Source organism: Clostridium sp. AM58-1XD, assembly GCF_003464085.1.
Taxonomy (GTDB): Bacteria; Bacillota; Clostridia; order Lachnospirales; family Lachnospiraceae; genus Lachnoclostridium_A.
On record NZ_QSDR01000024.1, the window covers coordinates 1 to 14,462 of the forward strand.

Consider the following 14,462-nt stretch of genomic DNA (forward strand, 5'->3'; position numbering starts at 1 on the left):
GCGGCGGCATTCCCAGGCCCCGGACGATATCCCGGCGGTGGCGGCATTCCCGGCCCCGGGCTGGCCTCCCGGACGTCCCCCTGGTCCCGGTTTCGGCGGTTCCCACAGGCGGTTTTGTCTGGCCATTTCCTGGCTCTTCATCGCACGCTTCAAGACATCCATCAGATTATGTTCATTCTGAGAAGTAAAATCTGTCTGCGGGCCTGTTAACTGCACTTCTTCTGACTGAATATCTGAAGTACCTGTTTCATCCTGCATACCTTCTTCTGGTTTCTGGCCAGTCTCTTCTAAAACCACCTTCTGCTCCGCTTCCAATCCTTTTTCTGCTTCTTTTTTTACTTCCGTGACTGATTCCCCTTCGACCGATGTTTCCTGTACGATATCGTTAGAAACAGCCGTTGCGGAATCTACATTTTTTATCTGTTCCGCCTCACCTGATGAGTTCTGAGATTTTCTGAGAACAGGCTCTTCTTTTTTCTTCTCTCTGTTCTCGTCTCTTTTTCTCATATTTTCCGATGTGACGTCAGCCAGCTCTACCTCTGCCGCATGGGCTACAGCGTCCTCCCATATGGTCGTATAATTCTGCCAGCCGCTGTCTGGGTCATGGATGGTAAGTCCATAGCATTCATCCATGGAAACACCGGAATTCTCTGCATTATTCACATCGATGCTGGCGCGGAACTCTCCCGCACCATTGCGGATAAAAATTTTTCCGACCTCTATTTCTCCTGATGACGATAGAAGATAGACTGCCAGATCATTGCTGCCTACGTAAACCTTTTTTACGTTTACATTGATTTTGCACTGCCCGTTTCTTGCTTCCAATTTTGCAAATCCGATATTTTTTCCCTTCACTTCGCCTTCATAGGCGTAGATATATGAGATTATCTGCGATAATTAGACATACTATCACCCCTCTGCTAGATATTTTATGCATTTAGACATTGAAAGTATGCCTTAAAAATGTTATCGTATATGTGGGAGAAGAATTAAATTATTATTTATGGAGGTAATACAATGAAACTCTACCAGGCAAAGGATTACAAAGACATGAGCAGAATCGCTGCAAATATTATCGCAGCACAGGTTACCCTGAAACCAGACTGTGTTCTGGGATTGGCAACCGGTTCTACTCCAATTGGTACTTATCAGGAATTAATTTCCAAGTACAGAAACGGAGACCTGGATTTCTCTCAGGTAACATCCGCGAACCTGGATGAATACCGCGGACTTCCCCGCGATAATGACCAGAGCTACTACTACTTTATGTACAACAATTTATTCAAGGACATTAATATTGACCTGAAAAATACGAACATACCTGACGGAACAGAGCCTGACAGCGATAAAGAGTGCTCACGCTACGACAGCGTAATCAAGGAAATCGGCGGCGTTGATCTTCAGCTTCTGGGACTGGGACACAACGGACATATCGGCTTTAACGAACCGGCAGAAGCCTTTGATAAAGGGACTCACTGTGTAGACCTGACCGAGAGCACCATCGAAGCTAATAAGCGTTTCTTCGCCAGCATCGAAGACGTACCGAAGCAGGCGTACACCATGGGAATCCAGACGATCATGATGGCAAGAAAGATCCTTCTGATTGTCAACGGAGAGGATAAGGCTCCTATTCTTCGCGAAGTTTTATGCGGCCCTGTGACACCGCATGTACCCGCTTCCATCCTTCAGATGCATCCGGATGTAATTGTAGTTGCAGACGAGGCTGCATTATCCAAGATGGATAAATAACCATCGTACGCACTTCATTTTAACGGCCAAATGTAACGTCAGATAACGACAATATGCCCCCTTCCAAGCGACAAGTTCTGTCATTTTACTTGTCTGCTCAGAAGGGGGCATTTCATATGATTAACCGAAGAGATTCGAATCGGAATCAAACCGGTCAAGTACTTATCCCAGCGCCTTTTCCAGCTCTTCTATTACAATCTTCAACGCCTGTATTCTGGCATATTTCTTATCAACCGACTGAAGGATGTGCCACGGAGCATACGTAGTACTGGTCTTCTTTAACATTTCGTTGACTGCCTCTTCATAAGCATCCCACTTCTCTCTGTTTCTCCAGTCTTCCTCCGTGATCTTCCACTGTTTTTCCGGCGTATTCTGACGCTCTGTAAAGCGGGCAAGCTGAGTATCCTTATCGATATGCACCCAGAATTTGATAATTACAGCGCCCCATTCGGAAAGCTCTTTTTCAAATTCATTGATCTCATTATATGCCCGTTTCCAGTCATTTTCGCTGCAGAAGCCTTCCAGACGCTCGACCATTACACGGCCGTACCACGTTCTGTCAAAAATTGCAATATGGCCTGTCTTCGGAAGCCTTTTCCAGAATCTCCACAGGTAGTGGCGCGCCTTTTCATGAGGTTCGGGGCTGGCAATTGGGTGAACTTCATAGCCCCTTGGATCGAGGGCTCCTGTAATCCTCTTAATATTTCCGCCCTTTCCGGCTGCATCCCAGCCTTCATATGCGATGATAACAGGAACACGTTTGCGGTAAAGCCTGTTGTGAAGCGCGCCAAGACGGCTCTGGAGCTGCTTCAGTTCCGTTTTGTAATCTTCCTCTGAAATCGTTTTGTCCAGTTCCACATCAGCAAGCTTCGGCATTTTTACCAAAGGGAATACGTTTTGAAGAATGGGAACTGCGAGCCTGTTATTCTGCAAAGCGACATCGATACCGCTGCACAGGGTCTCAAGCACCTGAAGCTCTGCCCATTTCTTATCCTTTGCCTCTATAATGTACCACGGTGCATTGGATGTATTCGTATCCGCCAGATAGCGGTCAAAAACGTCTGCGCATTTATCGTAGTGCTTATTCTGCCACTTGTCGCTGTCACTGACGCGCCATGCCGTATCCTTGTCCGCCATGAGCCTGTCAATCCTCTTATCCTGTTCCTTGTGGCTGATATTGAAGAAAAACTTCACCAGAAGATATCCGTTATCGGTCAGCTGTCTTTCAAAACGTTTAATACTGTCAACACGCTCCGAATATTCCCTGTCATTCATCTCTCCATGAACCCGGGCCATCGTCACCTCTTCCATCCAGCCGGAATCCAGAAAACTGAACTGTCCCGCTTCCGGAATCTGTATAAAGTGGCGGTATAAAAATGGTTTTCTCTTTTCCTCTTCCGTAGGTGCCGACATCGTAGCAACCTTAAAAAATCTCGGGTCAATGTTGCGGATCACCTGGCCGACAATGCTTCCCTTACCGGCCGCTGCCCAGCCCTCGACCAGTACGAGAACCGGAAGTTTGTGCTCCTTAATCTTCATCTGCTGAACAGCCAGTTTTTCCTTTTCATGATCCAGACGCTCCTTGAGTACTTCTTCGTCCGGCTTCTCCGCCGGAATCCATTTTTTCAGCATAAATATACCCCCGCCCCTTTCTTTTTCTACATATAAGCTTTTTTCACTGCCCGCATAAGCACCTTGGGATCCTTTACATACGGTGTAACCGGGCAAATCGGGCGGTCAACACCCATCAGCGTATAAACGGCAATTCGAGCCGCTCTCACAGAATATTCTTCTGTAAATACCATATCTTCCGGAATCTCCACAAACTGGCTTACCATAGCAAAGTTTACAGATCCCTCCGGAACAACTGCCGGCCTGTCTGATTTCTTTCTTGGCTGGAACTGAGCATCTACGTAAGGCATAAAGCATGGGATGACATTGATCACATCCTTCATCAAATCTTCGATCTGCTCTTCACTTAAATGCAGCTGATGAAGATATTCCGTCAGAATTTCTTCACCGGTACAGTCCTTCATAGGTTTTTTCACATAATCGCCTAAATGGTCCGTGTACAGTCCATATCCCCAGAAAATAGTTACATCCATCGGCTGATTCGGGAAATGAGGCTGAGCTGCTACAACGCTGCTCATCTTCCAGCCTGAGTCCTTAAATGTCATAAGCGCTCCGCTTCCCGGTATATTACCTGTAAAGTTCTCAATTACCTTCAGCATTTTGCTTCCGCGGCACGTTACGGTAAAGCTCTCCCAGTTGCTCTCATGGACATTTCCAAAAAATGGCTCCGGATTGCCAAGCCCTGGTTTCTTTGCCGCTACCTTTGCCCAAAGTTCACCGGAAATCGGCTTCATCTCCGGTTCCGGCGCCGGCGTATGCAGATCGCCCAGCGTGGCGCTGTCTGTCATACAGGCATTCGTCATGATACAGATGTCCTTATCGCCCAGCTTCACTTCCTTCTCCACTCCATTGTCGTTCAGATGAAGTACCTCTGCCTTAATATCTGCACCTTCTGCAAAATCAATATCTGTTACTGTACAGTTCTGAATAATATTTACATTATTGCCCCGCAGATACTCTTCCAACGGGCGGATAACACTATCATACTGGTTATATGGTGTACGTGTTACGCCTTCGAGCGTCTCGATCCTGCTGAATTCGAAGATCATTCTTCTCATATAACGGCGGAATTCATATAAGCTGCTCCACGTCTGAAATGCAAAGGTAGTCTGCCACATGTGCCAGAAATTCGTCGTAAAGAAGTGAGGCATGTCCTTAAACCAGTCCATAATCGTCAGGCTGTCAAGCTTGTCCTCATCCATATTTACTAATTTCAAAAGAGCCATTCTCTCCTGCTGCGTAAATCCCATACTCTCCACATCCAAAATATGGCCGTCCTTGTCTACCAGCCTTGCTTTGGCATGCGTCGGATGAGCGTGATCGAAATTCAGAATTTCTTCAGTTACGCTTCTGCCCGGCTGCTCGAGAGAAGGTATGCTTCGGAATAAGTCCCAGAAGTTCTCGTACGTCTCTTCGTTGAGCATACGTCCGCCACGGCATACGAATCCCTTTTCCGGCGTTCCGATTCCGTCATTACTTCCACCCAGAATATGCATGCCCTCATATAACGTTATCTGTTCTCCCGGAAAATTGCAGTCACGGATCAGGAATGCTGCCGCTGCCATCGTCGCAAGACCGCCTCCCACAAGGTATACGTTCTGGCCTTCGTAATTCCTGCCTGCCACTTCCTGGCATGCTTTCTCGACCTTCTGTACCGTTTCTTCTTTTTTCTTCGAGTCATATAATTTCTTTCCTACGATTCCTGCTCCGGCAGCAATGGCGCCCAAAGTCAGAAGTCTGTCCAAATGTTTTCCCATTTTACACCCCTTCTCAAATTATGCAAAAAACCAATTGTCTGTTTATTGATAACAGTTCAGACGGCCCATCTTCTTGACTGAAAAACCATTCAAGAAGCATCGGATGTCCATCCGATACGAAAAGTGGTGAAGAAAGCTGCTTACAAGCAAACTTGACGCTGCTTTCCGCACCACTTTTCCCACTGTCTGGACTGTTACGTTTATTTTCTACTTTACCACATTTTACACAAAAAGTCTTGATTATAATGATATTTTTTGTTATTTTTATCAACTATTCGATCGACCCCAAAATATCCGAAAGGCGTCCAAACTGTTCCAATGTAAGCGCTTCTCCTCTGATTGATGCGGACACGCCGAGCTGTTCAATTGCTTTTGCAATCTGTTCTTTGGAATATGAAGCTCAGGAGAATTATTCAGACCGTTCTGCAGTGTTTTCCTTCTCTGGTTAAAGGAAGCACGAATGATGGTAAACATCAGTTTGGAATCTTTGACTTCCACAGGCATCTGCTGGTGGCGTGTCAGCCTGATCACGGCAGACCCTACGTTCGGCCTCGGAATAAAGCAGTTAGGCGGTACATTGGCGACAATATACGGTTCTGCATAATACTGAACAGCCAGAGACAATGCTCCGTAATCCTTGGAACCTGGTCCCGCCTGCATGCGTTCCGCTACTTCTTTCTGTACCATCACCGTAATATTATCGATCGGAACATTGCTTTCGAACAGGCCCATAATAATAGGTGTCGTAATATAGTATGGAAGATTTGCCACGACTTTAATCGGTCTGCCTCCATTATATTCTTCTGCCATCTTTTTTATGTCTACTTTTAAAATATCCTCATTAATTACCGTTACATTCTCGTATTCCGCCAGGGTCTCTTTTAATATTGGAATCAGGTTCGTGTCAATCTCTACAGCCACAACCTTACCAGCGGCTTCTGCAAGGTACTGGGTCATAGTGCCGATCCCCGGTCCGATCTCCAGAACCATATCTTCCCCGGTCAGCCCGGCCGCACGTATAATTTTCTCCAGCACATGAGTGTCGATCAGAAAATTCTGTCCGAATTTCTTTTGAAACGCAAATTCATATCTTTGAATGACCTCTATGGTATTTTTAGGATTTCCTAATTTATCCCGCATATTAATTTATCCTTTCCAGCCGGTAAAGCCTCTTTGCATTATTCGCAGTCACTTCAATGACTTCCTGTTCCGTAATGTTCTTGATCTCTGCAAGAGCCGTCACCACATAAGGAAGGTTTAATGACGAATTTCTTTTCCCTCTGTTTGGCGCTGGTGATAAATATGGACAATCTGTCTCTAAAACAATCTGTTCAAGGGGAGTGTACTCTGCTACCTCTTTCAGCTTTTTCCCATTTTGAAATGTAAGCACTCCGCCGATCCCCAGGAAAAATCCCATATTTAAATATTCTCTTGCCATCTCCGTTCCATAAGAAAAGCAATGGATTACACCGCCAATATCCCCGCTTTTTTCTGCTTTCATAATATCCAGCGTATCCTTTGCAGCATCCCTGCTGTGAATAATGACCGGAAGTTTCGTTTCCCGAGCCAGTCCAAGCTGGCGGACAAACCAATTTTTCTGTATTTCTCGTTCTGGTTCATCCCAATAATAGTCAAGGCCAATCTCGCCCACCGCAACGATCTTCTGCACTGCCGCTGCGCCTCTCAGCCATTCTATTTTCTCATCATCCAGTTCGGCTGTCTCGTTTGGATGGATCCCAATCGCTCCATAAACAAACGGATATTTTTTTATCAAATCCAGTGTAGACTGAACAGAAGCAATATTGGAACTGACGTTTACAACTGCTTCAATTCCGTGTTCCCTAAGGCTCATAAGCAGTTCATGCCTGTCTTTTTTAAATGCTTCATCATCGTAATGTGCATGCGTATCAAATATCATTTTCTATGCTCCTAATTTCTATAGTTTGATTCAACCTCAATAAAATGCTCTAAATCATCATTCGGATTCCTGCCAGGACCGCCAGGTGTACCGGGTAAAACCAGTAACCGAAATATTTACCGCCCCTTCCTCTCGTCCCATTATACAAGCTGATTACAGGCAGCGCAGCCAGATAGCATATCTCCAATTTGCTCTCAATCATGCAGACTATAGCGCCCGCTCCGGATGCCATCCGCTCCCATTTTTGATAACGGAATAAGTAGAACGCAAGGATCAGAATCACGCCGACACCGCCGTAATCGGCTCTGATTCCCCATGATACTGTGATTCCAAAGGAGGCAGCAAGTATCTGCAAAACCATCCTGTTCTCCCACTTTTTAATTAAATATATGGTAAACAGGCCTAAAAACAAGGTTAAAAATACGTTTTGTGCGGAGAAGTCTACCACTTTCCCAAAGATAGCGAAATCAAACGGCACCTCCGAAATCAGAGCAAATACTCCCATTCTTAGCAGGTATCCCTTTACATTTCTTGTATGAATAAATCCTTCTGTCAGCAGAAATGCGAATATTGGGAATGCCAGTCTCCCAATACCGCGCATGAGAGTATAGATAATCACAAATGGTCCTGTTTCCTCCAGAATCCTTTCATAATAAAGATGAAGCAGTATTACTACTGCGAAATGGTCGATTATCATGGCGCAGACAGCAATTCCCTTCAGCCCGTTTCCAGAAATACCAGTAATCCTTTTCCTTGACTGACCAGCCATTCATCCATCCTCCTATACGCTTTACTGTTCTATCTCAACAGCAGCCTGACCAGTTCTTTCTGTTCGTCCTCCGGAAATCCCCGCTCTTCCAGATACTCCGACAGATTTATTTCTCTAAAATATTCCAATAAGTTTTCCATATTTTCTGCATCAGACCGGATCATTGGCATTAACTTTTCGTACTGACCGCCGACAAGCAGATTGATGCCTTTTTTATTATACGTATAGGATACCTGATAATCCGCCGCGATATCCTCATCCTCTACCCCGCACAGCCATAATACGGCCGCCGCAAGAATGCCTGTCCTGTCTTTTCCCGCTGAACAGTGGAACAAGACAGCGCCGCGATTAAGCCGTTCTGTCAGCTGATGAAGCGCATTCGCCAGTAAATCTCCGTCTTCTCTAACCATCGCACAGTACCCGTCTTTCAGACTTTTGGCAAAGGCCTCTGCTGCAGACTCTTCAATACGGTTAAAATCGATCTGCGCTCTCTGCATCGGCGAATGAACGTATGCGATTCCTTCCGGTACGCGATATGAAAACTGCCTCGTTTCCGCTTCGCTTCTCAAATCCATGACAGTCATTACACCAGCTTCCTTGAGCATGGACCAATCTTCACGCTCCGCATTATGGAGCGATCCGCCACGGTAAAGGCAGTTCCATTTAACAATTCTGTTGTTATCTCCTATATAGCCCCCTAAATCTCGGAGATTATGAATATGGGGCGTTCTCAAACGCCTGACAGGCTGTTTACTCATTTAACCAAATCCTTTCTGTATTTCTTATATCTTGGCACAAGCCGGCTTCTTCGTCAACCGGGATTTTTCCGCCTACACAGTCCAAACGAAAAGGAAAGGAGCCGTCTTCTTCAGAAAACGCTCCTTTCTACTGTATCCATATGTATTTTACTGTTCCGGTAATTCTGACGGAGTAGCTAACGATGGAGTTGAACTCTCTTTTTCTGCTTCTGGCGCTTCTGTTGGAAGCTCATCCTCATCTGGTACCTGGGAATCACTTGCTTCAGCTGGAGTCGCCTCATCTTCATCAGCGCTGAATGGGAAACGCTTGGTGATTTCAAGACCAGACGTTTCCGTACTATAAAACTCTGATTTCCCGTCCTTTACTGCTAAATGAAGCCCTCTAAGACGATACACCCCAAGTTCAAATCCTGTAAGTTCAATATCTAACACTGCAATTGATAAAACTCCGTCCGAAAAATCTTCTGGTAAAAATTGAAAAACTTTATAATCCACTTGATTCCAGTGTTCATCATTCCCTAATTTATCTATATATAAACCCATTAAAATTTCATCCACTGGTTCAGAACAGCTAGTCAACATTAATACACCAATATTGCCATTCTGAGGATCAGAAATCTCTAATGCTGCATCTGAGAACCACTGTCCTCTTGCACTACCATTAATTCTTGCTTTTTCCCCATCTACTATTTCTTCATTATCATGATTTACCAGTTTAATGCAGTCTGTAGTATTAATAGTATCACTTATTTCATCTGCAAAAGCAGGTATAATATAGAGTAAAGCAATTATTAATCCCAAACATGTACTTTTTATCAGACATCTCATATTATAACCATCCCTTCTATTCATACGAGTTATCAATATACAAATCTTTTGCTATTTTTAAAAATTCTGCTTCTTCCATAACTCCACTTATAAAATAACTTGTCCCTGCTTCGCTGTCCTTAATATCGATACTATATTTTTTCTCATTATTCTCCATATTTTCTTTGTAGACCTCTAATTTCTTGCCTAGCCACGGATTATAAACATGCGTTAATAAAGCTTTACTATCTTTTCCATGTATTCCGTTTTTTCTAGTTTGAGTGCCCCATTGATAAATACAAAAATATTTTCCATTATAAATGAACTGTATTATACCGCTTTTTTCACTTAAAACTAACTTTTCAAAGATCATTCCTTCTGGAATATATCCCATTTTCAAAGCCGGAACTTTTATATTTTTTTCCACCTCAGCATAAGCTTGTTTTTCGTCAGTAATTCCTTCTATCCCTTTTGCACTATTCCAAACAATATTATTCTTTCTCCCACTATCTATCACCCTATACTGAGTTGCACTCTTTCCCACCGAATTCAAACTGAATCCAACAAAGGCAATGCCAAGGGCAGCTGCCGCAATAAGCGTTCTTCTCATCCTGCGGAAAGTAAATATCTTTTTCTTCGGATGCGGTGTAACTGGCGCTTTTCCCTCTGTTCCGAGGGGGACTGGCTGTATGCCGCGTTCCTGAATTTTTTGTAAAATTTTCTGATATTCATCATCAGGCGCCTTTAGCTCGGGAGAAGTGTCTGGATTAGCCGCCGCATCTTCCAATTCTGCCTGAATCTGCTCATCAGAAAAACCAAATGCCGCTCTGATTGTCTCATCTATTTTCTTATCCTTTATCTGGTTTTCGTCTATCCGTTTCACAAACACCTCTCCGTTTTCTTTATCCTGAAGTTCCCTTTTCTTTAGGGTTGACTTTTAGATAGTTCTGGGTAGTATATTAGTATAGATATTTAACATCCATAATTTAGGAGGTAACTAAATGAAAAAAATCATATTGACCGGCGGCGGAACTGCCGGGCATGTTACTCCGAATCTCGCACTGCTCCCTTCACTGAGAGATTTAGGATACGAGATTCACTATATTGGTTCTTATCAAGGTATTGAGAAAAAACTGATTGAAAATGCCGGCGTTGACTACCATGGCATTTCTTCCGGTAAACTCCGCCGTTACTTTGATTTTAAGAATTTTACAGATCCTCTTCGCGTCATAAAAGGCTACGGAGAAGCTCTGAAATTAATGAAGAAATACAAGCCGGATGTTGTATTCTCCAAAGGGGGTTTTGTTGCTGTTCCTGTCGTTCTTGCTGCAAAGCATTACAAAATTCCAACTATTATCCATGAATCCGACATGACTCCCGGTTTAGCCAATAAAATCTGCATTCCTTCTGCGCAGAAAATCTGCTGTAATTTTCCTGAAACACTGAATTATCTTCCAAAGGATAAAGCCGTTCTAACAGGCTCTCCGATCCGTAAGGAACTTCTGGAAGGAAGCCGTTTGTCCGGTCTTCAATATACCGGCCTGTCCGCCGGAAAGCCTGTCATCTTAGTCATTGGAGGCAGTCTTGGCTCCGTGACTGTCAATACCGCCATTCGAGGAATCCTGCCGAAACTTCTGACCAGATATCACGTTGTACATATCTGCGGAAAAGGCAATCTGAATGAGAGCCTGATCGGCACAGAAGGGTATGTACAATACGAATATGTTGATGCACCGTTAAAGCATCTATTTGCTGCCGCGGATCTTATCGTCTCCCGCGCCGGCGCCAACTCCATCTGCGAAATTCTTGCACTGAGAAAGCCTAATGTTCTAATCCCTCTATCCGCCGCAGCCAGCCGCGGTGACCAGATTTTAAATGCAAAATCATTTGCCAAGCAGGGCTTCAGCACGGTTTTGGAAGAAGAGAATCTTACGGAAGAAACTCTTTATCAGGCAATTCTCAGCACCCATGAAAACCGAGCCGCATTTATAAAGGCTATGGATCAGAGTTCCCTGTCCAATGCCGTAGACACGATCATCGGTCTGATTGAGCACTATGCTGATCATTCAGAAAGATAAGGGCTCAGCTTTTTCTTCAGATGCTCTCTTGCTCTTAACAAACGGGAACGGCATGCCGTTCCCGATATACCCAGGATCTCTCCGGCTTCTTCACTCGTATATTGGAGAATGCAGCAATATAATATTACTTCCTGCCATTCATAGCGCATCTCAGAAACAAACTTGCGCACTTTTTCATACAGATCCCTGTCTGCGACTCTGTCCGCTGTATCTTTTCTAAAGCCGGTCATCAGTTCGTCGATTGCAAACCTGCCTTCCTCCGAATCCACACTGACAGTTTCATAATGTATCTTTCTGCGATAATCGATACACCTGTTCCTGAGGATCGTGATAAGGATACAGCCTTTCTTTTCGTTGTCTACAGAATAGTTCTCAAAGTATGAAGTGAACGTTTCCTGAATCTCATCATCAATTTCGTCATATGGTATTCCGTAATGTCTGGCTATTGTACGAAGCGGCTTTTTATACTCCTCATACATGGACTGGAACATCTCATTAATTTTCGGTTCCATCATATCTCCTTATATGTATGAATTATAACGCCATCTGAATTGCATGCGCCAGTTCTGCCAGTTCCTGATCTTCCGAATGGCCTGGCGCCCATGTTACGATCGCCGGTCCGTCCTCATATCTTGGTATAATATGGACATGGAAGTGAAAAACCGTCTGACCGGCCGTCGTTCCATTATTCTGAACAATATTAAATCCTGTACAGCCAAGAGACTTTTTCATAGCTTCCCCTATTTTGGCTGCCAGCGGCAGTACTTTTGAAGCCGTCTGTTCATCGAGTTCACATACATCTTTGAAGTGATTTTTAGGTAATATCAAGGCATGTCCCTTGGAAGCCGGGCTCATGTCCAGAATTACTTTGAAATCATCATCTTCGTAAACTGCTTTTGACGGTATCTCACCGTTTGCAATCTTACAGAAAATGCAGTCGTTTTCTTTCATCTCATCCTCCTCTTTCTGTCACCAGTTTTCCCGCGAGGACGTCTCGGCTTCCTATACATGGCAGCTGCCAGAAGAATTCCAAGAACCAGCCCTCCTACGTGCGCAATATTGTCCACTCCTGCACTCGTAAATCCGAAATACAGAGAACAAATGATCAGCAAGATAAGCTGTCTGCTGCTTAAGTCCTCCAATTGTCCGCGATTTACAGAAACAGCATACAGAAGGCCGCCGATTACTCCGAAAATTGCTCCGGAAGCTCCTGCCGAAACGGCGTGGCGATATTCATTAATGTTTATAAGCATGGAGATAATGTTCGCTCCTACACCACATGTAATATAGAACACAAGATATTTTATTTTCCCAAAGCCCGCTCCATATTATCCCCTAAGACAAAAAGGATAATCATATTATTCAAAAGATGGGAAAAACCAAAATGCATGAACACTGCTGTAAACAGGCGGTAATACTCCCTGCCCTTTACGACAGCAGGTGCATACATTGCTCCATAATGAACCATCATCCCCATATCATTTTCCGTCGAACCCTGCAGTTCGAGGAAAAAAAAATACAATACATTTGCCGCGATGATGGCTCCATTTACATATGCCCTTTTTTTGTGGTTAGAATATTCCATTACGTTCTCCTCTTAAACTCAGAAACATTCTACCATAATTTACTATTTTTGTTAAGTGTCATTTAAACAAAAATCCTTTATCTGCTATATATATTTCATCCCCTGGAGATAAATCTGCCGATTCGTTGGCTTCCAACATACGTCCGTTTACGGTTGTTCCGTTTGTTGAGTTCAAATCGGTTATTCTATACCCGTCCTCATCCTCGTCAATTCTCAGATGAAGTCTGCTGACCGTCTCACGGTTCATTACAAAATCGACCAGCCCTTCCTGCTTGCCAATCAGAAATGGAAAATATGCGATTCTGACAACATCCCCGCCGCTCTCCATACTAATCAGGCGTCTGCATTCCCGTTTATCTCCTAAATCTGCCAAAAGTGCTGTATCATTTGCCCCCAGACTTTCTACCGGTTCTTTTTCAACCGCTTCTTCCTCCTCCAGTTCCATAATCCAGAAATCGTCCGCTTTCTTATCAGTCTTCTCAGCTTCTCTCCCCTGGCCTTCCTGTCTTTTCCCAATTCCGCTCAATATCTGCGAAATGACCGCGGCTCCGGCAGCCACAGCCGCGGCAATTTTGATACCATAACTTCTTATCCAGTTCTCCCCCATAATAAACCAGCCTCCTGCCATCAGGCAGACCAGAAGGACAAACAGGCCTGACAGCCACACTTCCCAATTTCTGCCGTGGTCTACCTGACCTTTTTTATCCTTCTCCATACTGTCTTCTTTTTCATCTGTGAAATCCTTTTTTTCTATCCCCTTTTTTCTCTGTGCATCTATTCCCTGTCCCTTTATTTCTTCACAAAATACGGCACAGCCCCTGTTTTCCCGTTCTTCTGCTTTTTCTGGTCTTCTAATGCAGCTTTCACCGCCAAACAGAACCTTTAACAGATCCTTCATTCCATAGTTATCTTTCTGGCTCTCCTGAAACAGTCCATATGCAAGAACCACCCCTTCTTTATCTCTATGGTCGATTTTTCCAAGCAGGTACTGAAGAAGCTTCTTCATATCCTCCGGAAAGTTTCCCTGCCGACCGGGAATAAAGCATAGATATACCTGATATGTATCCGTTTCAATATAGATATAGTCCGCTTCCAGCAGTATCCCTTCTTCTCTAAGAAGATATTGTTCCATTTTTTCCAGAACAGCCGAAATGCCTGATATCAGCTTACGGATTTCACCAGCTTTCATTCCCCTGTTTTCAAGAAGACGGTTTAATGGCTGTCTTGATGTTATTTCATAATAATAAAGCTTCTCTTCTTCCGCATACTTTATGTGAAATTTCAGCAGTCCCTCAATTACATTACTCACCATCATATGTGCTTCATAGAAATCCTGATCCTGACGATCAGGCCGGATAATCAGATAATTATGCTTCATTTCCCTCTGATACCGAATTTCCAATATCCTC

At 44.1% G+C, this 14,462-nt stretch carries 14 protein-coding genes and 2 pseudogenes; 2 read left to right on the plus strand and 14 right to left on the minus strand.

Translation table 11 applies throughout. From position 1 onward, the window contains the following. Positions 1 to 855 (minus strand): annotated as a pseudogene (locus tag DXA13_RS23195) (hypothetical protein); the annotation flags it as partial. Positions 856 to 1,017: 162 nt separating this feature from the next. Here DXA13_RS23195 and nagB point away from each other — a divergent pair. Further along, positions 1,018 to 1,749 carry a glucosamine-6-phosphate deaminase gene (nagB, locus tag DXA13_RS14520; protein WP_118245406.1) on the plus strand — a complete coding sequence of 244 codons (732 nt, stop codon included), beginning with the start codon at positions 1,018 to 1,020 and terminating at the stop codon, positions 1,747 to 1,749. 162 nt (positions 1,750 to 1,911) lie between these two features. Here the strand turns inward: nagB and pap are convergent, their stop codons facing one another. The 8 genes and pseudogenes from pap to DXA13_RS14560 all read right to left on the minus strand — a co-directional run bounded on the left by pap (position 1,912) and on the right by DXA13_RS14560 (position 10,273). Next, complete coding sequence (gene pap / locus DXA13_RS14525; protein ID WP_118245408.1) at positions 1,912 to 3,381, minus strand: polyphosphate:AMP phosphotransferase; 1,470 nt, start codon at positions 3,379 to 3,381, stop codon at positions 1,912 to 1,914. A gap of 26 nt (positions 3,382 to 3,407) precedes the next feature. After that, positions 3,408 to 5,138, minus strand: a complete 1,731-nt coding sequence (locus DXA13_RS14530; RefSeq protein WP_118245410.1) for an oleate hydratase — start codon at positions 5,136 to 5,138, stop codon at positions 3,408 to 3,410. Positions 5,139 to 5,409: 271 nt separating this feature from the next. After that, a pseudogene (gene rsmA, locus DXA13_RS14535) lies at positions 5,410 to 6,278 on the minus strand (16S rRNA (adenine(1518)-N(6)/adenine(1519)-N(6))-dimethyltransferase RsmA). A gap of 1 nt (position 6,279) precedes the next feature. Beyond that, a complete protein-coding gene (locus DXA13_RS14540) occupies positions 6,280 to 7,056 on the minus strand; it encodes a TatD family hydrolase (RefSeq protein ID WP_118245412.1) in 777 nt (258 codons plus the stop codon). 49 nt (positions 7,057 to 7,105) lie between these two features. After that, positions 7,106 to 7,825, minus strand: a complete 720-nt coding sequence (locus DXA13_RS14545; protein ID WP_118245414.1) for a TraX family protein — start codon at positions 7,823 to 7,825, stop codon at positions 7,106 to 7,108. Positions 7,826 to 7,854: 29 nt separating this feature from the next. After that, entirely contained in the window at positions 7,855 to 8,583 is a 729-nt protein-coding gene (locus DXA13_RS14550) for a tyrosine-protein phosphatase (RefSeq protein ID WP_118245416.1), read from the minus strand. Between the two features lie 147 nt (positions 8,584 to 8,730). Continuing rightward, complete coding sequence (locus DXA13_RS14555) at positions 8,731 to 9,411, minus strand: hypothetical protein (RefSeq protein ID WP_118245418.1); 681 nt, start codon at positions 9,409 to 9,411, stop codon at positions 8,731 to 8,733. Positions 9,412 to 9,427: 16 nt separating this feature from the next. Further along, positions 9,428 to 10,273: a DUF4367 domain-containing protein gene (locus tag DXA13_RS14560; protein WP_118245420.1), complete on the minus strand. Its 846-nt coding sequence runs from the start codon at positions 10,271 to 10,273 to the stop codon at positions 9,428 to 9,430. A gap of 118 nt (positions 10,274 to 10,391) precedes the next feature. On the opposite strand from DXA13_RS14560, the gene DXA13_RS14565 reads away from it, so the two are divergent. Continuing rightward, on the plus strand, positions 10,392 to 11,468 hold the full coding sequence (locus DXA13_RS14565) for an undecaprenyldiphospho-muramoylpentapeptide beta-N-acetylglucosaminyltransferase (protein WP_118245422.1): 1,077 nt from the start codon (positions 10,392 to 10,394) through the stop codon (positions 11,466 to 11,468). On the opposite strand, the gene DXA13_RS14570 is transcribed toward DXA13_RS14565, so the two are convergent. From DXA13_RS14570 to DXA13_RS14585, 5 genes are read right to left on the minus strand one after another with little or no spacing between them, the layout of a single operon-like run. Continuing rightward, positions 11,453 to 11,983 carry a sigma-70 family RNA polymerase sigma factor gene (locus DXA13_RS14570; RefSeq protein ID WP_118245424.1) on the minus strand — a complete coding sequence of 177 codons (531 nt, stop codon included), beginning with the start codon at positions 11,981 to 11,983 and terminating at the stop codon, positions 11,453 to 11,455. The two genes, DXA13_RS14565 and DXA13_RS14570, sit on opposite strands and share 16 nt — an antisense overlap. A gap of 19 nt (positions 11,984 to 12,002) precedes the next feature. After that, positions 12,003 to 12,419, minus strand: a complete 417-nt coding sequence (locus DXA13_RS14575; RefSeq protein ID WP_118245426.1) for an HIT family protein — start codon at positions 12,417 to 12,419, stop codon at positions 12,003 to 12,005. Then, complete coding sequence (locus DXA13_RS23200) at positions 12,416 to 12,763, minus strand: rhomboid family intramembrane serine protease (RefSeq protein WP_347559875.1); 348 nt, start codon at positions 12,761 to 12,763, stop codon at positions 12,416 to 12,418. Before DXA13_RS23200 ends, DXA13_RS14575 begins: the two co-directional genes overlap by 4 nt. 8 nt (positions 12,764 to 12,771) lie before the next feature. Continuing rightward, positions 12,772 to 13,053, minus strand: a complete 282-nt coding sequence (locus DXA13_RS23205) for a rhomboid family intramembrane serine protease (protein WP_347559876.1) — start codon at positions 13,051 to 13,053, stop codon at positions 12,772 to 12,774. A gap of 58 nt (positions 13,054 to 13,111) precedes the next feature. Beyond that, the gene (locus DXA13_RS14585; protein ID WP_118245428.1) at positions 13,112 to 14,455 is read right to left on the minus strand and encodes a DUF6382 domain-containing protein; all 1,344 of its coding nucleotides are present in this window, start codon (positions 14,453 to 14,455) and stop codon (positions 13,112 to 13,114) included. Positions 14,456 to 14,462 lie beyond the last annotated feature (7 nt).